Genomic DNA, 22,389 nt, shown 5'->3' with positions numbered 1-22,389 from the left:
GAACTTCCGTTACAGAAATGATAGATCTCATTTTCTGCTTCACAGCGCACGCCTTTAAGGCACAAATGAACGACGAAATGACAATATCCGCGGATTACTCGATGACTTTAGTCTGGCAGACCATGCCCGACCGGAAGATTGGTGATGACGATAGCCCAGACAGTGCCTGTCTTTCGTCTGTACGGTGAAACCCGGGACTGGCCCACGCCGGACCTGTTGCACTGCGAAACCATTGCCGATCGCAGCCTGCCCCACGGCTGGCAGATCAGGCCCCATCGCCATACCGACCTGATGCATCTGCTGCTGCTCACAAGGGGTGGCGGCAGCGCGCACCTTGGCGAGCTGACCTGCCGACTGACGCCACCGGCACTGATCTGCGTACCGGCCGCGGTCTCTCATGACTTTCACTTTTCACCGGACACCGAAGGCCACATCGTCACGCTGGCCCGACCGCTGGTCGAAAAGCTCCAGCAACGCCTCCCCCAGGCACAGGTGCTGCATCGTGCCAATCATTACGCCCTCGCCCTGCGTGCCGAGCAGGCGCCTTTGACAGCGCTGATCAAACAGCTGCACACCGAATATCGCCATACCCCGATGGGTCAACAGGAGGGACGGGAGGTCATGCTCAATGCCCTGATCGAGGCAGTCGTGCTGCAGCTGTGGCGACGCGCCCGCTGGCAGCCGCATCACCATCGCCCGACATCCCGGCGAGGCGAACAGCACCTGCAGCGGTATCAGGCCCTGATCGAAACCTGCTTTCGTAACCAGCCCACCGTACCGCAGCTGGCCGCCGGTATCGGCATCAGCAGCGCCCATCTCAATGAGATCTGCCGGATGCTGGCCGGGCGCAGTGCGCTGCAGCTGCTGCACGAGCGAGTGCTGCTTGAGGCCCGTCGCCAGCTGACCTATACCCGCCACAGCATCGCCACTGTCAGTGAGCAGCTCGGCTTTTCCGAGCCCGGCTATTTCACGCGCTTTTTCAAGCGCCATACCGGTGAGACGCCACGCGCCTTTCGCCAGCGGCTGCCGGGCGCGTAACAGGGAACATAACGTGCGCGGTGACGGATCAAGCCGCCGCGGTCACGGCCTGTTCCAGGGCCCGGCCAGGGCATGAGTTTTTGATGCGGTGCAAAAGGTTAAAAGTCGAAAAACGCCGTCTCGCCCTCGCCCTGCAGGCGAATATCAAAGCGGTAGCGCGCCCCGGATTCACCGTCGTCTGATTCGCGCCGGGCCAGCAGGGTCTGGCGGCGCGTGGGGGATTCAATGGCATTGAAAATCGGGCAGCCCGCGTTGGCCTCCGTTTCATCCTCGAAGTAGAGCCTTGTGCTGAGCTGGATGTTGATGCCGCGGGCAAACACCATCAGGTTGATGTGCGGTGCCATCTGCCGACCGTTGGCCAGTGCCACGGCGCCGGGTTTGACGGTGAAAAACTGCCATTCGCCATCGTTTTCCACCGTCGCGGCCGTCCGTCCGAAACTGTTAAAGGGGGCATCACTGTCAAAGCGGGGCTGATACTGACCGTCGGCATTGGCCTGCCACACTTCCAGCAAAGCATCCCGAACAATATCGCCGTTGCCATCAATGACACGACCAACGATCTCGATACGCTCACCTTCGGCCTGATCGCCGGCCAGTCGGTTCCAGACTTCCTGCTCCCGCGGTGGCAGGCCGGCGATATCGAGTGCCAGTCCGATATGGACATAGGGGCCGGCGGTCTGCGAGGCGGTTTCGCGCAGCACGCCGTCCGCCATCGGTTGCGCATTGGGCTGTTGCATGACTGATCTCCTGTTCACTTAGCCCTGATTCTCAAACCAGGTTTGCAGTTCACCGCGTACGACAAGATCAAAGCGATAGGTCAGACAGTCCATGGTGCGACTGTGCGCCATATCCAGCCGCCCGACCATGGTCGCCACGGCCTCGGGGTCGCGCAGCGTTTGTACGATGGGGCACAGCGGAATCAGCGGATCGCCCTCGAAATACATCTGGGTGATCAGGCGTGTCGAGATCGAAGGCCCCATCACCGAGACGTGAATATGGGCCGGGCGCCAGCTGTTGATGTCGTTGGGCCAGGGATAGGGGCCCGGCTTGATGGTGCGAAAGCGATACCAGCCCTGCTCATCGGTCAGACAGCGCCCCACGCCGCCAAAGCCGGGGTCGAGCGGGGCGAGATATTGATCCTTCTTGTGCCGGTAGCGCCCGCCGGCATTGGCCTGCCACATTTCTACCAGCGTGTGGGGCACGGGCTTGCCGAACTGATCGATGACCCGACCATGCATGATGATGCGCTCGCCGATCGGCAGTCCCGAATGCTGCGGATCCTCACGGAAGTTGAGCAGTAGATCGTTGTCGTTCGGGCCCATGCGCAGGTGACGAAAGTCCGGGCCGGACAGCTCGGACACGGTGGGTTTCAGCAGACTGACCAGCGCCTGGCGCGGCGAGCGTGCCACCGACGTCTTGTAGCCGGGCGTGTGTGGGGCGGGGTGCCAGTTGCGATCGCGCGGTACAAAGCGCCTGTTCTCTATATCCGACATGACTTGCATCTCGTGGGTGAATGAAGCGCTCGGCGGGCGGGCAGCGGTGCAGGAGAGAAGTGTTTTGCCAACGATTTGTTCGCGATATGAACACTTCTTTGTGATGCGAACCAAACTATGGAGCCAGTCCGCAAAAGGCAATCACCACTTTGGTCGCAGACCGGTCAACCGGTTTGAAGGACAGTGCCGGCAGGAGAGGCCTGCCCGGCAGGGGTTACTGAAGATGGCTTGCTGCAGATGACTTGCTGCAGAAGATTTACTGAAGATGACTTACTGCATGTGACGGGCCAGCTGATCGCGCTTTTCCAGCAGCAGCGGCAGGAAGTCTTCTCGCAACTGCTGATCGGAGATGCGCATGGCGTTGGTGCTGATGTTGATCGCCCCCAGCAGCCGCCCGGTGCCGGCATACAGCGGCACCGCCAGCGAGCGCAGGCCCGAATCAAGCTCCTGATCCACCACACAAAAACCGTCGCGCCGTACCCGGGCGAGTTCGCCGCGAAAGGCCGCCATGTCGGTCAGGGTGTACCCGGTATGCGCTTCAAGCGTTACGCCCTCAAGCAGGGTATCAAGCGTGGTCTCATCCAGCTGCGCCAGCAGCGTGCGTCCCATCGAGGTGTAAAGCGCCGGCAGACGCGTGCCTACCGACAGTGTAATGGCCATCAGCCGGTGGCGAGCAGCCGAACGGGCGGCGTACACCACCTCGAGCCCGTCGAGCACCCCGAGTGATGCCGATTCCCCCGTGCGTTCGGTCAGCTCTTCAAGCCCCTGCTGGACCACCGAGTGGTAGTTGTTGGCCGACAGAAACGAATAGCCCAGCGACAGCACGCGAGGCGAAAGCTCGAACTGACGCTTGCGCCGCGCCACATAGCCCAGCGCATGCAGGGTCAGCAAAAACCGGCGTGCCCGGGCCCGGTTCATGCCGGTGCGGGCAGCCACCTCGCTGAGCGTCATGCTGCGATGCTCCTGATCAAACGCCGAAATGACCTCCAGCCCGCTGGCCAGCGCGGTCACGAAATCTCGATCGTCCGGCGTAATCGCGGCGTCTTCATCGCCGTCGGTCGGCTTCACCATCGAAGGGCTCTCCTGAAGGGGTCTCGAAAAAAGGAGGCAAAAGCAGCCTGTGCTGGCACTCGCCAGCGTCAGGAGCGCATGCCAGGATAAGGTTGTTCGCTCAACGTACAAAAGGTCGCAGAGTATCTGCATCAGCGCAATAGCGGGGAGACACCATGGCCTGCGCATTTCTTCACCACCCATTCATGAGCCGGGCAGCGCTTGCGCATTTTGACAACGCCGCCCTGATCGATGCCATGAAACACTTTGAACTGGCGCTGGCCGACAGCGAAGAGCAACACGGCGTGCTGCCCGCCGGTACCGGTGAGGCACTACGACAGCATCTTGCCGATCACGTGTTTGATCTCGAGGATCTGGAAAACGGCACAGCGCTGGGCGGCAACGTGGCAATTCCCTTCGTGCGCCAGGCAAAGGCTGCCCTGCCCAAGCCTCTGCGGGCTCATTTTCATTTTGGCGCCACCAGTCAGGACGTGCTCGACAGTGCCCTGATGCTTCTAAGCCAGCGGCGGCTGCCTACCCTGCTGACGCTGGCTCAGCGCAGCCTGAGCGCCCTGGCTGATCTGATGGATCGCCACCGCAATACCGCGATGATCGGGCGCACCCTGATGCAGCAGGCCCTGCCGATCACCTTTGGCGTACGCGCGGCCCAGTGGGCACTGCAGCTGGATGAGGCGCGAACACGCCTGGCTGAAATTGCCGAGACAGGTCTGCCGGTGCAGTTTGGCGGCCCGGTAGGCATCCATAACGGGCTTGATGACGGGCTCGCCATCATGGCGACACTGGCCGCCTCGCTGGGGCTGCGCGCCCCACTGCTGCCCTGGCATACCAACCGCCAGCCAATCCACGCCCTGATCACCGCACTGGATGCGCTGGCCACCGCCGCTGACAAGATCGCCCTTGATGTGGCCCTGCTGGCACAAAGCGAGATTGGCGAGCTGAGTGAACCCGCTGGCGAAGGGGTGGGTGGCTCCTCGTCGATGGCCCACAAGCGCAATCCGGTGCGCTGCGCGCTGATTCGCACCGCCACCCGCCACGTTCACGGCCATACGGCCACCGTGATCAACGCCGCCAGCCAGCCACTGGAACGCGGTCTGGGCGAATGGCACAGCGAATGGGCGCCGCTGATCGAAAGCCAGCAGCTGCTGGAAGGTGCCCTGTTACAGCTCGCCGTGCTGCTGGAAGGGCTGGAAGTTCACGATGACGTGATGGCCTCGCGGCTAGCAGCCCTGAATATGGCCGCCCGCCATGATACCGACAGCAGCCACTGCCAGATTGATCGGGTGCTGGCGCATCTGGTTCGGTAGCCATACCGGCCAGTCAGTGCGCACGGCACCTGCCTCAACCGCTCCCGTTTTGTAGACCTTGGTCGCAATTTTGCTGCCGTCGCCCTCACGGTTCGGCGGCATTTTTTGCTGTTAAAACAATCGCCTGCCAACGGCTATTCGAGGTCTCTACGCTACCCGCCATCCGTCGGGGTGTATTGACGGCCTGCTCGGCCTCGCCATAATCTGGTTCGCATTGCAAACATAAAGTTCATATAGCGAACAAAAGAGGCCCTCTCATGGCTGAGTTTCTCTCGCTTCACGAGGCGATCGCCCGCCACGTCCACGATGGCGATACCGTGGCGCTGGAAGGGTTTACCCATCTCATCCCGTTTGCCGCCGGCCATGAGATCATCCGCCAAAAGCGCCAGAATCTGACGCTGATTCGCATGACGCCTGATCTGCTTTATGACCAGATGATCGGCATGGGCTGCGCCTCGAAGCTGATCTTTTCCTGGGGCGGCAACCCCGGGGTTGGCTCCCTGCATCGCCTGCGCGACGCCGTCGAGAAGCACTACCCGGCACCGCTTGAGATCCTCGAGCACAGCCACGCTGCGATGGCGTGCGCCTGGGAGGCCGGTGCCGCCGGTCTGCCGCTGGCGGTGCTTCGTGGCTATCTCGGCAGTGACCTGCCGCGGGTCAACCAGGACATTCGCCACATCGACTGCCCCTTTACCGGCGAGCGGCTGGCCGCCATCCCTGCCAATCGCCCCGACGTCACCGTCATCCATGCCCAGAAGGCAGATCGGGCCGGTAACGTGCTGATCGAGGGCATCATCGGCGTGCAGAAGGAGGCCGTACTGGCCGCTCGCCGCAGCGTGGTGACCGTCGAGGAGGTCGTTGACAGTCTGGAGGCCCATCCCAATGCCTGCGTGCTGCCGGCCTGGGCCATCAGCGCCATCGCCGTCGCGCCCGGCGGCGCCGCGCCTTCCTACACCCACGGCTACTACGGCCGCCGCAACGACTTCTACAAGCAGTGGGACGCCATCGCCCGCGACCGCGACACCTTCCGCCAGTGGATGGAAGACAACGTCATGACCGTCGAAGAAGGAGTGTCTGCATGAGTGATATGTCCCCTGACCATGGCAACACGACGGCCCACGACTACACCGCCACCGAAATGATGACGGTCACGGCCTCCCGCGCGCTCACCAATGGCACCACCTGCTTTGTCGGCATCGGCCTGCCCAGCGAGGCCGCCAATCTGGCTCGCCTGACCCATGCCCCCGATACGGTATTGATCTACGAATCCGGCACCCTGCAGACCAGGCCTGACGTGCTGCCGCTGTCCATCGGGGACGGCGAGCTGTGTGATACGGCACTGTCCACCGTGTCGGTGCCGGAGATGTTTCGCTACTGGCTGCAGGGTGGCCGGGTCGATGTCGGCTTTCTCGGCACCGCCCAGATCGATCGCTACGCCAATCTCAATACCACCCTGATCGGTGACTATCGTGAACCGAAGGTACGTCTGCCCGGCGGTGGCGGCGCCCCGGAGATCGCCACCAACTCGCGTGAAGTGTTCGTGATGATCAAGCACTCTCCGCGCGCCTTTGTTGAAGAGGTCGACTTTATCACCAGCCTCGGCTTCGGGCGCGACGGCCGCGCCCGTGACGATCTTCATCCCGAAACCGCCCGTCACATTGGCCGTGGCCCGACGCTGGTGATCACCGACCTGTGTCTGATGCGCCCTGACCCGGATACCCACGAGCTGGTGGTCACTTCGATTCATCCCGGCGTCACCCGTGAGCAGATTGTTGATGCGACCGGCTGGCCGGTGCGCTTTGTCGAGTCGCCCGAGGCCACCCCCGAGCCCAGCGAGCATGAAGTCAGCACGCTGCGCGAGCTCAAGGCGCGCACCGAGCGACACCATAGCGGTCACCATGAGGAGAAAAGCGCATGACGGACGTCTATCTCTGCCATCCCCGGCGCACTGCCGTGGGTAAATTTGGCGGCGCGCTGGCCGGTGTGCGTCCCGACGACATGGCCGCGCGCATGTTTGAAGCCGTGCTGCGTCAGGCCCCGGATCTCGACCCCGCTGCCATCGATGACGTCATCATGGGCTGCGCCAATCAGGCCGGTGAGGACAACCGCAACGTGGCCCGCATGGCGGCACTATTGGCCGGTCTGCCGGAAAGCGTGCCCGGCACCACCATTAATCGGCTATGCGGCTCCAGCATGGATGCCATCGGCACCGCGGCGCGCGCCATTCGCGCCGGCGAGGCCGAGCTGATGCTCGCCGGTGGGGTCGAATCAATGTCGCGTGCGCCCTATGTCATGGGCAAGGCAGACAGTGCCTGGTCACGTGGCCAGACCATGGAAGACACCACCATGGGCTGGCGCTTCGTCAATCGTTTGATGAAAGAACGCTTTGGCACGCACTCGATGCCCGAAACGGCCGAGAATGTGGCTGAACAGTTCAATATTTCGCGTGAGGATCAGGATCTTTTTGCCCTGAATTCACAGCAGCGCACCAGGCGGGCTCAGGACAGCGGTCGGCTGGCGCGAGAGATCGAGCCGTTTGAAGTGGCACGGCGCAAACAGCCTGCACTGATATTTGATACCGATGAGCATCCGCGCGACACCACGCTTGAAAAGCTCGCCGGCCTGTCCGCGCCCTTTCGTGACGGCGGCAGCATCACCGCCGGCAATGCCTCCGGCATCAACGACGGCGCAGTAGCGATGCTGGTCGCCAGTGAGGCGGCGGTAAAACGCTTCAATCTTGCCCCGATGGCCCGCCTCCACGGCATGGCCACGGCCGGGGTCGAGCCGCGCATCATGGGCATGGGGCCGGTGCCTGCCACCCAAAGGTTGCTGGGTCGGCTGGGCATGACACTTGATCAACTCGATCATATCGAGCTGAACGAGGCCTTCGCCGCCCAGGCGCTGGCGTGTCTGCGCGAGCTGGGCATTGCCGATGACGACCCACGGGTCAATCCCAACGGCGGCGCCATTGCGCTTGGCCATCCGCTGGGCATGTCGGGCGGGCGCATCATCACCAGCGCCATGCACGAGCTTGAACAGCGCGGGGGACGATTTGCGCTGTGTACCATGTGCATCGGCGTGGGTCAGGGTATTGCGACGGTGCTGGAGCGGGTCTGAACCCATCATCTGCATGCCTGCAGAAGGGAGCATCATGGAAGCCATCACCAACGTATCGGTTCGCATCGTTCAGCGCTATCTGCCCAGTGCCTTCGTGCTGGCGGTGATGCTGACCGCCATCGTGCTTGCCCTTGGCATGGGCATTACCCGGCAGTCGCCCATCGATATGGTGACGTACTGGGGTGATGGTTTCTCGGCGCTTTTCAAGTTTGGCATGCAGATGACGCTGGTGCTGCTGACCGGCTATGTACTGGCCCTGACGCCGGTCGTTCAGACCGCGCTGTCCGGTCTGACCCGACATGCCGGCTCGCCGCGGCAGGCCATTTTACTGACCATCGTCTTCAGCTTTGTCTGCTACTACCTCAACTGGGGATTCGGCATGGTGGCAGGCGCCATCCTGGCCCGCGAGATGGGCCACCGAGTTGCAGGTATCCACTTCCCGCTGCTGGTGGCGGCCGCCTACGGCGGCGAACTGGTGCGCGGTCCGTCGTCGTCGATTCCTCTGGTCATCGCTACCCCCGGACATTTCATGGAAGACGCGATTGGCATCGTGCCGGTCTCGCAAACGCTTTATTCCGGCTGGAACATCGCCCTGACGCTGTTGCTGCTGGCCCTGCTGCTGGCCTTTTTCGCGCGTCAGAAGCAGCCCGAGCACATTGTCACCCTGCAAATGACCGACCGGACCCCGGCAGCGCCCGAGACCCATGACGAGGCCCCCGCCGATACGCCGTCCGATCGCATCGAGCAAAGCCGCCTGCCAACCCTGTTTCTGGGGGCCATGGCGGCGCTTTACCTGATCGTTCAGGCCGTAACCGACGGGCTGAGTATCGATCTCGATACCGTGATCATTTTCTTTCTGGCGCTGGGACTGTTGCTGCACCGCAGTCCGAAGGCCTATCTGGCCGCGGCAGAAAAGGGAGTGAGCGCGGCCCGCGGCATCATCGTGCAGTTTCCGCTATATGCCGGCATCGCGGGCATGATGACCGGATCAGGACTGGTCACACACTTTTCACAAGCCGTCATCTCACTGGCCACGCCTGCCACCTTTCCCATCCTGACCTTTTTGTGTGCCGGCATCGTCAACTTCTTCATTCCCTCCGGCGGCGGTCAGTGGGCCATTCAGGGGCCGATCATGATGGAGGCGGCCGCCGCCATTGGCGCCGACCCGGCCCAGACCATCATGGCCTTCACCTGGGGAGACGGCTGGACCAACCAGATTCAGCCGTTCTGGGCACTGCCGCTGCTGGGTGTGGCAGGGCTCTCGGCGCGCGACATCATGGGCTATCTCATCATCTGGCTGGTGATTTCGGGGCTGGCCATCGGTGGCGTCTTTGCCGCGCTGGCCCTGCTGGGATAAGCCGCCGCAGCACGGCCTGCACTCGACATACCGGAACTGGACCATCAGGAGACACACATGACGTTCATGGAGTATCAGGGTCGCACTATCGCCTGGCGCTTGCTGGGCCCGGAAGCGGCACCGCTGGTGGTGCTCGCCCATCCACTGGGCATGAGCCAGAGCGTCTGGGACGAGGTGCTGCCCACCCTTTTGAGCCGCTATCGCGTCCTGACGTGGGATCTACCCGGCCACGGCGGCAGTGCCGCCGCCTCTGGTGCCCTGACCATCGAGGCGCTGGCCGATGAACTGCTCACGCTGGTGGCCCAGACCGGCGCCGAGCGCTTTCACTTCGTGGGCACCTCGATTGGCGGCGCACTGGGTCAGCACCTGCTGGTACACCACGGCGAGCGCCTGGCCGCGGTAGTCCTGACCAATACGGGCGCCGTTATCGGCACCCCGGACAACTGGCATGTGCGCGCAAAACGTGTCCGCAGCGAAGGGCTGGCCGCGATGGCCGCTGAGCTGGCGCCGCGCTGGTTCAGTGCCGCCACCCGCGAAAACGAGGCTCTCGTGGAAGGCTGGCGCGCCCAGCTCGCCCGCACCAATGATGAGAGCTATGCGCGGCTGTGCGAGATGCTGGCCGGCTTCGACATGCGTGATGCATTCGAGAAAAGACCCGAGCGCGACGGCCTTTACCTGCTCGGTGGCAGTGACGACCTTTCAACACCGCCGGAGACGCTCACGGCGCTGGCGGACTGCCTGAATGAGCCGCCACTGGAAATTCTGCCCGGTGTCGGCCACGTGCCCCCGGTCGAACAGCCATACGCCTTGGCACAGCGCCTCATGACCTGGCTGGGTACCCGTGGTGGCAACATTGGCCTTCACGGCGTCAATCATGATGAGGGGCTTGCGACCCGCAAGCGCGTGCTCGGCGCCGAGCATGTCGAGCGCGCGTCAAACAATGCCACCACATTGGATCAGCCGTTCCAGCAGATGATCACCCGCTTTGCGTGGGGCGAGCTGTGGGGCAGTCAGGATCTGTCTGTCACCCAGCGCAGCCTGATTACGCTGGCGATTCTGGCCGTCCTCGGGCGTGATGGCGAGCTGGTGCTGCATTTGAAGACCGCCCATCGCACCGGGGTCAGCGAGTCAGAGCTGCGCCAGGTCCTGATGCATGTGGCCACCTATGCCGGGGTGCCGGCGGCCAATCACGCCTTTGGACTGGCCAGACAGCATGGCTGGGGCGACCAGCCCGCGTCATCGCACCCCGAGGGTTAACGGTTTACAGCGTGAATACAGCAGCGTCATTGCTGACAGGGCAGGGCCTCATGAGCAGGCCGCACGCTGGACAGGCAATGTTTTTCCAATCACTGCACATGAGAGCTATTCATGAAACTGGGCCTGATCGGTATTGGCATCACGCAATCACGCTCCCCGGATCTGCATCACAGACTGGGGCAGTTGACCGACATTGACACTCGTTACGATCTTTTCGATGTCAGCGGTGTGTCGGATTTTTCCCTGCCGGACCATCTTGAGCGGCTGCAGCGGGAAGGCTACCGCGGCGTCAACATCACCTATCCCTTCAAGGAACAGGCGCTGACGCTTGCCCGTCATGCCGGTGAAAGCGCCAGACGCGTCGGGTCTACCAACACGCTGCTGTTTGAAGCCGACGGCATTCGCGCGGAAAACACCGACTTCACCGGTTTTCAGAGTGCGTGGCGCTTTAATTTCGGCGAGGTCGCCCCGGGTGGCGTCGTGCAGCTGGGTGCCGGTGGCGTGGGCCGGGCCGTCGCCCACGCGCTGGCAGGCCTTCAGGCACCGTGGATGGCCATTTTCGATACGGATACCGAGCGTGCCGAACGTCTGGCCGCAGAGCTGCGCCACCTTGGCACCGAGGCCACCGCCATTGACCGCGACGGGCTGGCAGACCGGCTAATGAGCGCGGAGGGCGTGCTCAACTGCTCGCCGATCGGACATCTCGACCATCCCGGCTGCCCACTTGATACGACGCTGCTGCGCAGTGAACAGTGGATTTTCGACGCCGTCTATGTGCCGGCCGAAACCGAGCTTTTAATGGCGGCGCGTCAGCGTGGCATGACCGTGTTGTCAGGCGTTGATCTTTTTGTCTTCCAGGGGGTCGATGCCTTTCGCTGGTTTGCCGCCTCAAGCGAGGCCGAGGCGCGTATTGTTCAGCAGACCCCAACGCTGAGAGCGCACTATCATCGTGAGCTGATCGGCACCACCCCCTGATCACGCGTCCCAGGACAGCATTCATGCCGGCCGGACAGTCCTCCGGACGGCGAAAGATTCAGCTACCAGGAGCCATCCCATGCGTTCGATCGCAACCGTTTCCATCAGTGGCGATCTCAGCGACAAGCTCGAGGCCATTGCTCGTGCCGGTTTCCAGGGCGTCGAGATTTTCGAAAACGACCTGCTTTCCTGGGGGGGCACTCCCGAGGAAGTGCGCGAAATGGCCACTTCACAGGGGCTTTCCATCACTGCCCTGCAGCCCTTTCGCGACTTTGAAGGCATGCCCGAGCCGCAGCGCCGGCGCAACTTCGAGCGGGCCGAACGCAAGTTTGACCTGATGAAGGCACTGGGCACCGATTTCATGCTGGTCTGCAGTAACACCTCTCCCCAGAGCTCCGGCGAGCGTGAACAGATCGTGGCAGACCTGCGCGAACTGGCCGAGCGCGCCCATGCCCATGGACTGCGCATCGGCTTCGAGGCATTGGCCTGGGGACGCCACATCAATGACTATCGTGACGCCTGGGAGATGGTGCAGCGCGCCGATCATCCGGCTCTGGGGCTGGTGCTCGACAGCTTTCATGCGCTGGCGCCCGGTCTGTCCACCGACCCGATCGCAGAGATCCCGGGAGACCGTATCTTTCTGGTCCATCTGGCGGACGCTCCGTTGCTGGATATGGATCTGCTCAACTGGAGCCGCCATTACCGCTGCTTCCCAGGTCAGGGACGGCTGAATATCGAAGCGTTCATGAAGGCGCTGGGCCGTACCGGCTATAACGGCCCGCTGTCTCACGAGATTTTCAACACCAGCTTTCGAACCGCCCCGCCCCGGGATACCGCCCTGGATGGCATGCGCTCGATGATTCTGGTCGAGAACATGGCACCCAATACCCCTTATTTTTCATCCCTGCCCCCGTCACCCGTTTTCAACGGCATCCATTTTCTGGAGTTCACCGTTGATGAAGAACGGGCCGCGCCGCTGAAGCAGATGATTGCGGCACTGGGCTTTCGCCACATCGGGCATCACCGCTCCAAGAACATCCAGCTCTGGCGCCAGGGGGATCTGCATCTGGTGCTCAACATGGAAACCGACAGCTTTGCCCACACCTTTCGGCTGGTGCACGGCATTTCGGTGTGCGCCATCGGGGTTCGCGACAACGACCCCTTGCTGACCATGGCCCGTGCCAGGGCCTTCAAGGCGCGCAGCCATGAAGGGCCGGTCGGGCCGGGCGAGCTGCAGATTCCCGCGCTCAGAGGCATGGAAAACAGCCTCATCTATCTGGTCGATCCTGAAACGGCGCGTGACAGACAGTGGCAGACCGACTTTGAGCTGTTTGAAACGCCTCGGGGCGCAGAGGCCGGCATTGCCGGCGTCGATCATCTCTCGACGGTCGTTGCCCCCACCCAGCTACTGGGCTGGCAGCTGCTGTTCAAGACGGTGTTCGACTTTGAGGCCGGCAGTGAGCATGAACTGGTCGACCCTCACGGACTGGTGGTCAGTCAGGCCATGACCAGTCGGGATGGCACCATTCGCCTGCCGCTCAATGTCTCAAGCGCCCAGGAAACACTGCCGGGACGCTTCATGAGTGAAGGCCGCGGCGGCATTCAGCAGATCGCGCTGGGCACCCACGATATTTTCGCAACGATTGATCAGTTGGTCGCCAACGGCCTGGTGCTGCTGGGCATCCCCGCCAACTACTACGATGACCTGGCCGCGCGGTTTGACCTTGATGACGCGGTGCTGGAGGCGATGCGCGCGCGCAACATTCTTTACGATCGCAACGAAGAGGGCGGCGAATTCCTGCATGCCTACACCGATTTCTTTGCTGACCGCTTTTATTTCGAGATCGTCGAACGCCGGGGGGACTACCATCAGTTCGGCGCTGTCAATGCCCCGATCCGACTGGCAGCTCAGTCGCGTCACCGGGCGCAGCGGAGCTGACCGTCATCCGGCCCGGGAACGGATACTGCTTTGGTCCATTTGACTCGAATCAGGTCTGCCAATAGCCTGGTTCGTATCACAAACTGATGTTCGTACAGCAAACATTCATATGGCATCCAGCCATGACGGCACAACGATAAAACAGCCTGTGGAGAATAACGCGATGGTCGATTCGATCTGGAAGGTGGCAGTCGCCGGTGGCCTGTTGGGCGCCACTCTTATGGCGCAGGCTGACACGATTCGATTTGCACATGTCGATCCGGACAGCTGGCAGAGCTCGAAAAAGGGGGCTGCGGCGGCCATGTTCAAGGCGGCCGTGGAATCCAGAAGTGATGATTTAAAGGTCGAGCTTTACCCGGCCGGCGCGCTGGGCGGAGAGGACGAAACCGTTCAGCAGGCCATGGACGGCATGACCCAGGTGGTCATGATTTCGGGAGCGATGTCCAAGGTCTGTCCGGCGGCCGGAGTGCTTGATATCCCCTTCATGTTCAATACGGCCTCCCAGGCCTGGAAGGTACTGGACGGCGAGTTTGGCGATGCGCTGGCACAGCACTGCCTCGATCAGACCGGCCTGCGTACGCTGGGCTACGGCGAAACAGGCTTTCGCAATTTCACCAACAACGACCATCCGATCCACTCGCCCGCCGACATGCAGGGGCTGAAGTTCCGGGTTCAGGATATCCCCCTGTATGTCGAGCTGGTGAAGTCGCTGGGCGGTGAACCGGCGCCGATTCCATGGTCGGAAACCCCCACGGCCCTGTCAACGGGCGTCGTGGACGGTCAGGAGAACCCGGTCAGCACCATCTACAACAACAACCTGCATGAGCTGCAGAAATACATGACACTGGACCGGCATATTTATGCCACCGATTTTCTGCTGATCAACGAGCAGTATTTCCAGTCGCTCTCGCCCGAGGATCAGGCCATTGTCGAGGAGGCCGGCCGGCTTGCAGGCAACATGGGCCGCTCCATTCAGGAATTCACCGCGGCCAATGGTCTTCTGGCCGTTCAGAAGGCGGGCATGGAGGTCTACACGCCTACCCCCGAGGAAATTGAGCAGTTCCGCAACAAGGCTCAGCCACCGGTGGTTAAACTGCTGCGCAACGACCTCGGCGATGAAGCGAACTGGATCGACAGGCTCCAGCAGGCGGTCGACAGTACTGCTCAAAAGAATCCGTCATAACGCTTGCGGCACCTGCTGACCTGCATATGACAACACCCTTTGGCCCGACATGCCGGTGGACGACTGTCCGCCGGTGTCCACTATCCCCTGGATGACATCATGAGCCGACTCTACTGTCGCCTGCGCGCCAGCGTCGTCGCCCTGCTCGCCTTTAGCGCCGGGCTATGCATGGCGCTGCTGTTTGCCATCGTTTTGATCAATGCACTAATGCGCTATTTCCTGGGCAGTTCGCTGGCATGGGGCGGGCAGCTGCCGATTTTCCTGGGGATCTACGGTGTCATGTTCGGCATCGCACTGGCCTATCTGCAGGACCGCCACATCAGGCTGGGGCTTGTGGTCGATGCGCTGTCGCCAGGGATCAGGGAACGGCTGTTCCTGCTGGTCGATGTCTCGGTCATCATGCTGGGGAGTACGCTTGCCGTGGCCGGCATGCGGTTTGTCGAAAGCCGTGGTGGCATGCGCGTGTCGGGCATGACCGGCATTGCAGATTCGCTGGCCACTTCGACCAATCTCGCCCTTTTCAAGGGACTGGGGACGCTGGCGCCCTATCAGTTTGCGATGGTCGTCGGCGGTGTTCTGCTGCTGCTGGCCGGGATACTGCGTCTGATCGACCGCCTGGCCATGGATCGCACCGCCACGACCACACCGTCCGAAGGGAGCATTTGACATGGTATTTGCCATTTTGCTGGTGTCACTGCTGATCGGCGTACCAGTGGCGTTTGCCATCCTCGCTGCCCTTTTTTACTTCATGGGTACGGGCGATTTCCCCTATAGCATTCAGGGCGTGGCGACCCAGCTCTTTGCGGGCATCAACTCCTTTTCCCTGCTGGCCATTCCGCTGTTCATTCTGGCCGGCGAGCTGATGAATGAAAGCGGCATTACCACCCGGATCATTGCCTTTTCAAAAGTGATGATCGGCCGGGTCAGCGGCGGTCTGGCCCACGTCAACATATGGGCCTCGGTCATGTTCGCAGGCCTTTCCGGTTCGGCCGTGGCCGATACCTCGGCGCTGGGCCGGGTCTTTATCCCGGAGATGGAAAAGGAAGGCTATCCCCGCGATTTTGCCGCAGCACTGACGGCAGCATCCTCTGTCATTGGCCCAATCATCCCGCCCAGTATTCCAGTCATTATCTATGCGCTGATTGTCAGTGGCGTGTCGGTCCCGGCACTCTTTATTGCGGGCATCGTGCCCGGGCTGCTGCTGGCGGTCTTTCTGTCGCTGTATGTGGTGTTTTTTGCCAGCCATTATCAGAAAAAACCCACGCAGATGCCTCGTGAGCAGAAGGTCACGATTCTGATTGATGGCATCGTGCCGCTATTGATGCCGGTGTTTGTCATCGGCTCGATTCTGCTGGGTGTGGTGACCCCGACCGAGGCAGCGGCATTTGCTGTCGCCTATGCGCTGATCGTCGGCGTCTTTATTTTTCGCAATATCCGCCTGCGCGATCTGCCGGGTATCTTCTCGCGCACCATGGTCGATAGCGCCGTCATCATGATCGTCATTGGCGCAGTGGCCGCCGCCAACTGGCTTTTGACCTTCAATCGTATTCCCAATCTGCTGACGGACTGGACGCTGTCGTTGATCTCCACCCCCTGGACCTTCCTGATTGCCGTTATCGCGCTGTTGCTGGTGGTCGGGCTGTTTCTGGAAGGCATTGCGGCCATGCTGGTGCTGGTGCCGATTCTGCACCCCATCGCCGTTCAGCTCGGTATCGATCCGGTACATTTCGCCATTGTGGTGATCTTTAACCTGATGATCGGTCTCATCACCCCACCGATGGGTCTTTGCCTGTTCGTGGTCGACTCGATTGCCAATGTCGGCATGGCAAGGCTGACACGACGTATCCTGCCGCTGTTTGCCGTGCAGGTCGGCGTGCTGTTGCTGGTGGCCTTTGTGCCGGCCATTGTCACCACCCTGCCCCATCTTCTCGGCTTTTAAGCCGCCATCAGCCTCCTCGCGTTCGGGCCTTTCAGAAAATGAAAGGCCCGAACGCGTTCTTAATGTCTTTCAAAACTGTCTTTCAAAACAACGGATTTGACGTGCGTCAATAAATGAACAGCGTTCGCCCGGCACAATGCCGGCAAGCAAACCACAGCGGTCGGGTCAGGTGCAGCTTGCCTGAGGGGTAACCGAACCGCGTTAAAAAAACTGTTCAGGGGAACCAGACACATGCGCGCGTTGCCGCTTGTTTCCATTGCCACTCTGGCACTCGGAGTGACCGTGGGTACGACTGCCCAGGCTGCTGAATCCACCTACGGTCAGGGCGATTTCTTCACCCGCGCCGGTCTGGCCAAAGTGTCACCGAAGGATGACAACGGCAATTATGATTCGCTGGGCGTGGACAAGGTCGACGTCAAGGACGGTCGCGGGTTCGCGATCACCTTCGGCTATCGCTTTCTCGACCAGTGGGGCGTGGAACTGCTGGCGGCGCAGCGCATCAAGCATGACTTTAATCTCGACGGTGACAAGGGCGGCTCGGTCAAGCACCTGCCCCCGACGCTGACGCTGCAGTATTACCCGCTGGGCGGCACCGATGCCCGCGTACAGCCCTATGTCGGCGCCGGCATCAACTACACTCGCTTCTCGGCGGAAAGCGTCGACATCGATGGCGCCAGCATGGACATGGACAATTCCTGGGGCTGGGCCGGTCAGGTCGGTGTGGATCTGTTGATCAACGACCACTGGGCCATCAACGCCGCTGCCTGGTATCTGGACATCGACTCCAACGTGACCGCCAGCGCCGGCGGCGAGACCTACAGGACGCACCTGGAGATCGATCCGGTCGTTATCATGAGCGGCATCAGCTACCGCTTCTAACCAGCATCATCCTTTTCGCGCCGCCCTTTCGCTCGGCGCAGACCCGACGGTTTCGGCCTGCCGTCGGGTTTTTTTATATCTGTCAGCAGGCCGAAACCGTGCGCCATCCCTTCCGTGGCATTGGCGAGACGCCGGTGTCACCGAATATCTGCTGAAGGCTCGAAAACACATCACGCTCGCGGTTACTATCAAGGCATTCGCTGCCTATCGGAACCTGCTCATGTCACTGCTTGCCGCCTTTCGCCTTCCCCTGCCGTCGAGACAGCGCCTGCGCGGTGTGTCACTACTGGTCTCTGTCCTGTGGCTGGCCGGCTGTGCCGGCAATCCCGAGATGCAGACCAGCGACATGATGGGCCCGATCTCCGAGCAGCAGGATCTGTCGATCGAGCGGGTGCTGGTCATGAATTACGCCCGCGACGCGCTGGGCACGCCCTATCGCTACGGCGGCACGACCCCTGCCGGCATGGACTGCAGCGGTCTGACCCAGGCCAGCCTTCTGGCCGCCGGCATCGAGATTCCCCGCACCTCGCAGCAGCAGTTTGATGGCCTTGAGCACATCGAGCGCGCCCGCCCGGGGGATCTGATGTTTTTCGGCTCGGGAGGTAACGTGAGCCATGTGGGCATCTATATGGGCAACAACCAGATGATCCACGCCCCGGGCAGCGGGCGTCAGGTGACCCTCGCCAGCCTGGACAAGCGTTACTGGCGCAGCCACTACCGGGGTGCCGCGGCACCGGCGCCCTGACCGATTCGATGACCTTTTCCCTGTTACGAAAGAGACCTTACATGACCCTCTCGACACGCTATCGCTGGCTGGCAGTACCCGCCCTGCTACTGACCCTGACCGCCTGCGACCAGACCGGCGATGACCAGACGCCCGATGACCGGGCCACCCCGCAGGACAACGCCGCCACCGCCCATGCCCCGGACGCGCAAAAACCGCAGGAAGGCCTGTCGCCGACCTTCGTCAATCGCACCCTCAAGGCGCCGGACTGTGAGGGCGATGACTGCGCCAGCATCGACGTGCGCATGATCGAATTCGACAATGCCCCCGAGCTTTCCAGTGAACTGGAACGTCGTCTGGTCCGGATGGGCAGTCCCATCAGTGACTCGATGGTCGATGAGGACAAGCTGCCCGCCACCGTGGACGCCTACGCAGACGATTTTTTCGATCAAAGTGCTCAAGCCAACGCCGACAGCGATAACCCGCGTCCCTATCACACGACCCTGGAAGCCAAGGAAGTCGGCCATCACGACGACCTGCTGATTCTCGAGCTTCAAAGCTACGTCATGACCGGCGGTGCCCACGGCATGCCGGCTACCGACTATATGGTCATCGATGAAAATACCCGCCAGACCCTGACGCTGGACGACATGCTCGAAGAAGGTCAGAAGCCGGCCTTCGAGGCGGCGCTGAAAAGTGCCTGGCAGCGCTGGATGGAGGACAGTGAGGCGGGCAAAACGCTCGATCCCGACGACTGGCCGTTCTCGCCCAGCGACAACGCCGCCCCGCTGGCCGACAACATGGCCGTCACCTATGGCGTCTATACGCTGGGGCCCTATGCGATCGGCCAGCCGACGCTGACCATCCCCTACAGCGACCTGACAGGCGTTCTCAAGCCGCGGTTCATGCCCGAAACAACCGTCACTGATACCCCGGAGTCACGATGAACGTTTTAATCCTCAACGGCCCCAATCTGAACCTGCTGGGCAAGCGCGAGCCGGAGATCTACGGCCATGAGACGCTTGCCGACATCGAAAACGCCATTCGCCACCGCGCCTTTGATCAGGGCGTGGGCACCGACTTTCTCCAGACCAATCACGAAGGCGTGATGCTCGACCGCATTCATGAGGCGCGCGGGCGCTTTGATGCCATCATCATCAACCCGGCCGCCTGGTCGCATACCTCCGTGGCGCTGCTGGACGCGCTCAAGGCCTTTGAAGGGCGCGTGATCGAGGTGCACCTGTCCAATATTCATACCCGGGAGGTGTTTCGCCACCACTCGTATGTTTCGGCGCGGGCCGAAGCGGTAATCGCGGGCATGGGCAGCTTCGGCTATCTGGCGGCGATCGATTTTCTGGCGCGCTAGCGTCTTTCAGGCGCAGGCAGGGCGGACGCCATCACGCCCTGATACAAGGAACTCTCCATGAGCAGCATCGTCGGTGCGCTGGCCCCGCTTTTTGCCCTGATCGCGCTGGGCGCGGCGCTTGGCTGGACGCGCTTTCCCGGCGGTGATTTCTGGCCGCAGCTTGAGCGCGTCATCTACTATCTGCTGTTCCCGGCAATGCTGGTGGCGACGCTGGCCACGGCCGATGTCAGCCAGGTGTCGGTGCTGCCGCTGGCCGCCACCCTGCTCGGCACCATGATCGCACTGGGGGCCGCGCTGTGGCTGGCGCGCGGATGGCTGGCGCTGTCGCCGCCGGTGTTCACCTCGGCCTTTCAGGGCGTAGTGCGCTTTAACACCTATGTCGGCGTGGCCGGCGCCGCGGCGCTGTACGGCGAACCCGGGCTGACCGTAGCGGCGGTCGCGATCGCTCTGATGGTGCCCACGGCCAACATTTTATGCGTGCTGGCCTTTATCGTCTCCGGCACTATCGTTTCTGACCAGGGGCCGGCAAGTGTGAGCACAAGCGTTCTGGCGCTGGCGCGCAACCCCTTGATTCTGGCCTGTCTGGCGGGCGTCCTGCTCAACGTCAGCGGCATCGGACTGCCGGGCGTCAGCGCACCCGCCCTTGATCTACTGGGCCAGGCCGCCCTGCCGCTGGGCCTGGTGGCCGTGGGCGTGGCCCTGCGCTTGAGCGCACTGTGGCGCAGCGGTCGGGCGTTCTGGGTATCGAGCCTGTTCAAGCTTGTCATCACCCCGTTGCTGGCACTGGCACTGGCCTGGCTGGCCGGTCTGCACGGCGTGGATCGCAACGTGGCGCTTCTGTTTGCCGCACTGCCCACGGCGACGTCTGCCTATATTCTGGCTCGCCAGCTGGGCGGCGACGCCGAGCTGATGGCGGCGATCATCACCGGGCAGACGCTGCTGGCGATGCTGACCATGCCTGTCATGCTTCAGCTGACCGGTAGCACCTGATCAGCATCTGCGCTGATCCGCTATGCTGATGGGAACACCCTAATCCTCAAAGAGGCTTCCCATGGCCGACCTGACGCTTTTCTATGACGGCACCTGTCCGCTGTGCGTCAATGAAATCAATCACCTGAAACGGCTTGATCAACGCCAGCGCATTGCGTTTGAAGATATTCATGCCGAGAACTTCACGAGCCGCTATCCCGATGTGGATCGCGAGGAAGCCAGCGCCATTTTGCTGGGTGACGTTCATGGTCAACGGATTCGCGGGCTGGATGTGACCCATCGCGCCTGGTCGCTGGTCGGCCGCGGCTGGCTCACCGCGCCCCTGCGCTGGCCGCTGATCCGTCCGGTCGCCGATCGGGTCTATCTCTGGTTTGCCCCCAGGCGCTATCGCCTCTCGGGCTGGCTGACCGGGCGTCAGCGCTGTCAGAGCTGCGAGGGCGGCCAGTGCGATCTCTCCGATAAAAAAACCTGATCCCAGGCCGCGGCTGCGATACCTGTGGATACGACAGCGCCCTGTGGAAGACATCGCAGGGCGCTATTTTATGGCATGAACCAAGAATTAGTCTTCGGTGGTAAAACGATAGACCGTGTGGCTTTCAAGCGTCTCGCCGGGCTGGAGAATCGTGGAAGGGAAGCCCGACTGATTGGGGGAGTCCGGGAAGTGCTGGGTTTCCAGCGCCAGGCCCGAACGATGGCCGTAGGCGTGCCCGCTCTTGCCGGTCACGCTGCCATCCAGAAAATTGCCCGAGTAGAACTGAAGGCCCGGCTCGGTGGTCCAGACGTCCAGCACCCGACCGCTTTCCGGTGAACTCACGCGCGCGGCATGCGCGGGCGTGGGCCGGGGCTCGCGTGCAAGCACGAAATTGTGGTCATAGCCTTTGCCACGCGTGAGCTGCTCGTTGTCGGCTTCGATGCGCGTCCCGATCGGGGTGGGCTGGGTGAAATCAAACGGCGTGCCGGCCACCGTTTCGATCTCACCGGTCGGGATCAGCGTGTCGTTGACCGGGGTGTAGGTGGCGGCATCAATAGTCATGACGTGATCGAGAATGCTGCCACTGCCCTCCCCGTTCAGGTTGAAATAGCTGTGCTGGGTCAGATTGACCGGCGTGGCCTTTGTGGTGCGCGCGCTGTAATCAATGGCCAAAGTATCGTCGTGGGTCAGGGTGTATTTGACCTCGACCGCCAGCTCCCCGGGATAGCCCTCTTCACCATCGGCACTGGTATAGCGCATCACCACACCGCTGCCTTCGCTGGAGGAAAACGGCGTGGCCTGCCAGAGCTTCCGGTTAAAGCCTTCATCGCCACCGTGCAGATGGTTGGGCCCGTCGTTGGTGGCCAGCTGATACGTCTTTCCATCCAGCGTAAAGCGACCGTCCGCGATGCGGTTGCCGTAGCGCCCGATCAGCGCGCCGAAGTAGGGATTGAGCTTTTTGTAGGCCGGCGACAGATAGCCTTCCAGCGAGTTGAAGCCGAGCACGATATCGGCCTTCTCTCCGTGGCGGTCCGGCGCCTTGAGCGAGGTGATGATGCCGCCGTACTCGATCACCGACATATCAACGTGCCCACCGCTTGAGATGCGATAGCCGTGAACGGTACGCCCGTCGGGCAGGGTGCCAAAGACGAACTGCTCAACGCCGGGCGGCATGGCTGCCGAAGGCGTATCGGGTTTTGACGCCGCCATCGCCTGAGCGGCACCGAGGGACAGGAGGCCAGCACTCAAAAAGACCAGAGACCGCAGCGAAGGTTGTTTCATGGCA

General features: G+C 62.0%; 22 protein-coding genes. 18 read left to right on the top strand and 4 right to left on the bottom strand.

Annotated elements, in window-relative coordinates:
• Nucleotides 1-144: 144 nt before the first annotated feature.
• Entirely contained in the window at nucleotides 145-1,038 is an 894-nt protein-coding gene (locus tag Q0931_RS04935) for a helix-turn-helix domain-containing protein (RefSeq protein ID WP_299257852.1), read from the top strand.
• Nucleotides 1,039-1,136: 98 nt separating this feature from the next.
• On the opposite strand, the gene pcaG is transcribed toward Q0931_RS04935, so the two are convergent.
• From pcaG to Q0931_RS04920, 3 genes are all read right to left on the bottom strand, one after another.
• Nucleotides 1,137-1,751, bottom strand: a complete 615-nt coding sequence (gene pcaG, locus Q0931_RS04930; RefSeq protein ID WP_299258200.1) for a protocatechuate 3,4-dioxygenase subunit alpha — start codon at nucleotides 1,749-1,751, stop codon at nucleotides 1,137-1,139.
• 42 nt (nucleotides 1,752-1,793) lie between these two features.
• The gene (gene pcaH, locus Q0931_RS04925; RefSeq protein WP_299257850.1) at nucleotides 1,794-2,531 is read right to left on the bottom strand and encodes a protocatechuate 3,4-dioxygenase subunit beta; all 738 of its coding nucleotides are present in this window, start codon (nucleotides 2,529-2,531) and stop codon (nucleotides 1,794-1,796) included.
• A gap of 270 nt (nucleotides 2,532-2,801) precedes the next feature.
• Nucleotides 2,802-3,602, bottom strand: a complete 801-nt coding sequence (locus Q0931_RS04920) for an IclR family transcriptional regulator C-terminal domain-containing protein (protein ID WP_299257848.1) — start codon at nucleotides 3,600-3,602, stop codon at nucleotides 2,802-2,804.
• Between the two features lie 155 nt (nucleotides 3,603-3,757).
• Between Q0931_RS04920 and Q0931_RS04915 the strand changes: the two genes are divergently transcribed.
• The 17 genes from Q0931_RS04915 to Q0931_RS04835 all read left to right on the top strand — a co-directional run bounded on the left by Q0931_RS04915 (nucleotide 3,758) and on the right by Q0931_RS04835 (nucleotide 21,104).
• On the top strand, nucleotides 3,758-4,906 hold the full coding sequence (locus Q0931_RS04915) for a lyase family protein (RefSeq protein ID WP_299257846.1): 1,149 nt from the start codon (nucleotides 3,758-3,760) through the stop codon (nucleotides 4,904-4,906).
• Nucleotides 4,907-5,163: 257 nt separating this feature from the next.
• Nucleotides 5,164-5,988, top strand: coding sequence for a CoA transferase subunit A (locus Q0931_RS04910; protein ID WP_299257845.1), 825 nt, complete (start codon nucleotides 5,164-5,166; stop codon nucleotides 5,986-5,988).
• A gap of 5 nt (nucleotides 5,989-5,993) precedes the next feature.
• Nucleotides 5,994-6,824, top strand: coding sequence for a CoA-transferase subunit beta (locus Q0931_RS04905; protein WP_299258198.1), 831 nt, complete (start codon nucleotides 5,994-5,996; stop codon nucleotides 6,822-6,824).
• A complete protein-coding gene (pcaF, locus tag Q0931_RS04900; RefSeq protein WP_299257843.1) occupies nucleotides 6,821-8,023 on the top strand; it encodes a 3-oxoadipyl-CoA thiolase in 1,203 nt (400 codons plus the stop codon). The genes Q0931_RS04905 and pcaF overlap by 4 nt, the downstream gene beginning before the upstream one ends.
• A 34-nt stretch (nucleotides 8,024-8,057) precedes the next feature.
• Nucleotides 8,058-9,380: a TIGR00366 family protein gene (locus Q0931_RS04895; protein ID WP_299257841.1), complete on the top strand. Its 1,323-nt coding sequence runs from the start codon at nucleotides 8,058-8,060 to the stop codon at nucleotides 9,378-9,380.
• Nucleotides 9,381-9,437: 57 nt separating this feature from the next.
• Complete coding sequence (locus tag Q0931_RS04890) at nucleotides 9,438-10,637, top strand: alpha/beta fold hydrolase (protein WP_299257840.1); 1,200 nt, start codon at nucleotides 9,438-9,440, stop codon at nucleotides 10,635-10,637.
• Between the two features lie 111 nt (nucleotides 10,638-10,748).
• Entirely contained in the window at nucleotides 10,749-11,612 is an 864-nt protein-coding gene (locus Q0931_RS04885) for a shikimate dehydrogenase (protein WP_299257838.1), read from the top strand.
• 79 nt (nucleotides 11,613-11,691) lie between these two features.
• The gene (locus Q0931_RS04880; protein WP_299257836.1) at nucleotides 11,692-13,551 is read left to right on the top strand and encodes a sugar phosphate isomerase/epimerase and 4-hydroxyphenylpyruvate domain-containing protein; all 1,860 of its coding nucleotides are present in this window, start codon (nucleotides 11,692-11,694) and stop codon (nucleotides 13,549-13,551) included.
• 163 nt (nucleotides 13,552-13,714) lie between these two features.
• The gene (locus Q0931_RS04875) at nucleotides 13,715-14,734 is read left to right on the top strand and encodes a DctP family TRAP transporter solute-binding subunit (protein WP_299257834.1); all 1,020 of its coding nucleotides are present in this window, start codon (nucleotides 13,715-13,717) and stop codon (nucleotides 14,732-14,734) included.
• A gap of 99 nt (nucleotides 14,735-14,833) precedes the next feature.
• The gene (locus Q0931_RS04870) at nucleotides 14,834-15,400 is read left to right on the top strand and encodes a TRAP transporter small permease subunit (RefSeq protein ID WP_299257832.1); all 567 of its coding nucleotides are present in this window, start codon (nucleotides 14,834-14,836) and stop codon (nucleotides 15,398-15,400) included.
• Nucleotide 15,401: 1 nt separating this feature from the next.
• Nucleotides 15,402-16,673, top strand: coding sequence for a TRAP transporter large permease (locus Q0931_RS04865; protein WP_299257830.1), 1,272 nt, complete (start codon nucleotides 15,402-15,404; stop codon nucleotides 16,671-16,673).
• Between the two features lie 231 nt (nucleotides 16,674-16,904).
• Nucleotides 16,905-17,552 (top strand): OmpW family outer membrane protein, encoded by a 648-nt coding sequence (locus tag Q0931_RS04860; RefSeq protein WP_299257828.1) that lies wholly within the window; start codon nucleotides 16,905-16,907, stop codon nucleotides 17,550-17,552.
• Between the two features lie 220 nt (nucleotides 17,553-17,772).
• Nucleotides 17,773-18,297 carry a C40 family peptidase gene (locus tag Q0931_RS04855; protein WP_299257826.1) on the top strand — a complete coding sequence of 175 codons (525 nt, stop codon included), beginning with the start codon at nucleotides 17,773-17,775 and terminating at the stop codon, nucleotides 18,295-18,297.
• A 41-nt stretch (nucleotides 18,298-18,338) separates the two neighbouring features.
• On the top strand, nucleotides 18,339-19,223 hold the full coding sequence (locus Q0931_RS04850; protein ID WP_299257824.1) for an RsiV family protein: 885 nt from the start codon (nucleotides 18,339-18,341) through the stop codon (nucleotides 19,221-19,223).
• Nucleotides 19,220-19,642: a type II 3-dehydroquinate dehydratase gene (gene aroQ / locus Q0931_RS04845; protein WP_299257822.1), complete on the top strand. Its 423-nt coding sequence runs from the start codon at nucleotides 19,220-19,222 to the stop codon at nucleotides 19,640-19,642. Before Q0931_RS04850 ends, aroQ begins: the two co-directional genes overlap by 4 nt.
• Nucleotides 19,643-19,699: 57 nt before the next feature.
• Nucleotides 19,700-20,632, top strand: a complete 933-nt coding sequence (locus Q0931_RS04840; protein WP_299257820.1) for an AEC family transporter — start codon at nucleotides 19,700-19,702, stop codon at nucleotides 20,630-20,632.
• A gap of 61 nt (nucleotides 20,633-20,693) precedes the next feature.
• Nucleotides 20,694-21,104: a thiol-disulfide oxidoreductase DCC family protein gene (locus tag Q0931_RS04835; protein WP_299257818.1), complete on the top strand. Its 411-nt coding sequence runs from the start codon at nucleotides 20,694-20,696 to the stop codon at nucleotides 21,102-21,104.
• An 87-nt stretch (nucleotides 21,105-21,191) separates the two neighbouring features.
• Here the strand turns inward: Q0931_RS04835 and Q0931_RS04830 are convergent, their stop codons facing one another.
• Nucleotides 21,192-22,385: an aldose epimerase family protein gene (locus Q0931_RS04830; protein WP_299257816.1), complete on the bottom strand. Its 1,194-nt coding sequence runs from the start codon at nucleotides 22,383-22,385 to the stop codon at nucleotides 21,192-21,194.
• Nucleotides 22,386-22,389 lie beyond the last annotated feature (4 nt).

Source organism: uncultured Kushneria sp. (assembly GCF_947497025.1).
GTDB lineage: Bacteria > Pseudomonadota > Gammaproteobacteria > Pseudomonadales > Halomonadaceae > Kushneria.
This window is presented reverse-complemented; position numbering and strand designations above follow the sequence as displayed.

Excerpts from the sequence above, each read along its gene's own strand:
- Q0931_RS04890 (WP_299257840.1), top strand. The coding sequence starts at position 9,438 with ATGACGTTCATGGAGTATCAGGGTCGCACTATCGCCTGGCGCTTGCTG.
- Q0931_RS04935 (WP_299257852.1), top strand. The coding sequence starts at position 145 with ATGACGATAGCCCAGACAGTGCCTGTCTTTCGTCTGTACGGTGAAACC.
- Q0931_RS04835 (WP_299257818.1), top strand. The coding sequence starts at position 20,694 with ATGGCCGACCTGACGCTTTTCTATGACGGCACCTGTCCGCTGTGCGTC.
- Q0931_RS04905 (WP_299258198.1), top strand. The coding sequence starts at position 5,994 with ATGTCCCCTGACCATGGCAACACGACGGCCCACGACTACACCGCCACC.
- Q0931_RS04895 (WP_299257841.1), top strand. The coding sequence starts at position 8,058 with ATGGAAGCCATCACCAACGTATCGGTTCGCATCGTTCAGCGCTATCTG.
- Q0931_RS04850 (WP_299257824.1), top strand. The coding sequence starts at position 18,339 with ATGACCCTCTCGACACGCTATCGCTGGCTGGCAGTACCCGCCCTGCTA.
- Q0931_RS04830 (WP_299257816.1), bottom strand. The coding sequence starts at position 22,385 with ATGAAACAACCTTCGCTGCGGTCTCTGGTCTTTTTGAGTGCTGGCCTC.
- Q0931_RS04885 (WP_299257838.1), top strand. The coding sequence starts at position 10,749 with ATGAAACTGGGCCTGATCGGTATTGGCATCACGCAATCACGCTCCCCG.
- Q0931_RS04860 (WP_299257828.1), top strand. The coding sequence starts at position 16,905 with ATGCGCGCGTTGCCGCTTGTTTCCATTGCCACTCTGGCACTCGGAGTG.
- Q0931_RS04870 (WP_299257832.1), top strand. The coding sequence starts at position 14,834 with ATGAGCCGACTCTACTGTCGCCTGCGCGCCAGCGTCGTCGCCCTGCTC.
- pcaF (WP_299257843.1), top strand. The coding sequence starts at position 6,821 with ATGACGGACGTCTATCTCTGCCATCCCCGGCGCACTGCCGTGGGTAAA.
- Q0931_RS04880 (WP_299257836.1), top strand. The coding sequence starts at position 11,692 with ATGCGTTCGATCGCAACCGTTTCCATCAGTGGCGATCTCAGCGACAAG.
- Q0931_RS04875 (WP_299257834.1), top strand. The coding sequence starts at position 13,715 with ATGGTCGATTCGATCTGGAAGGTGGCAGTCGCCGGTGGCCTGTTGGGC.
- Q0931_RS04915 (WP_299257846.1), top strand. The coding sequence starts at position 3,758 with ATGGCCTGCGCATTTCTTCACCACCCATTCATGAGCCGGGCAGCGCTT.
- Q0931_RS04920 (WP_299257848.1), bottom strand. The coding sequence starts at position 3,602 with ATGGTGAAGCCGACCGACGGCGATGAAGACGCCGCGATTACGCCGGAC.
- pcaH (WP_299257850.1), bottom strand. The coding sequence starts at position 2,531 with ATGTCGGATATAGAGAACAGGCGCTTTGTACCGCGCGATCGCAACTGG.
- Q0931_RS04855 (WP_299257826.1), top strand. The coding sequence starts at position 17,773 with ATGTCACTGCTTGCCGCCTTTCGCCTTCCCCTGCCGTCGAGACAGCGC.
- Q0931_RS04865 (WP_299257830.1), top strand. The coding sequence starts at position 15,402 with ATGGTATTTGCCATTTTGCTGGTGTCACTGCTGATCGGCGTACCAGTG.
- Q0931_RS04910 (WP_299257845.1), top strand. The coding sequence starts at position 5,164 with ATGGCTGAGTTTCTCTCGCTTCACGAGGCGATCGCCCGCCACGTCCAC.
- aroQ (WP_299257822.1), top strand. The coding sequence starts at position 19,220 with ATGAACGTTTTAATCCTCAACGGCCCCAATCTGAACCTGCTGGGCAAG.
- pcaG (WP_299258200.1), bottom strand. The coding sequence starts at position 1,751 with ATGGCGGACGGCGTGCTGCGCGAAACCGCCTCGCAGACCGCCGGCCCC.
- Q0931_RS04840 (WP_299257820.1), top strand. The coding sequence starts at position 19,700 with ATGAGCAGCATCGTCGGTGCGCTGGCCCCGCTTTTTGCCCTGATCGCG.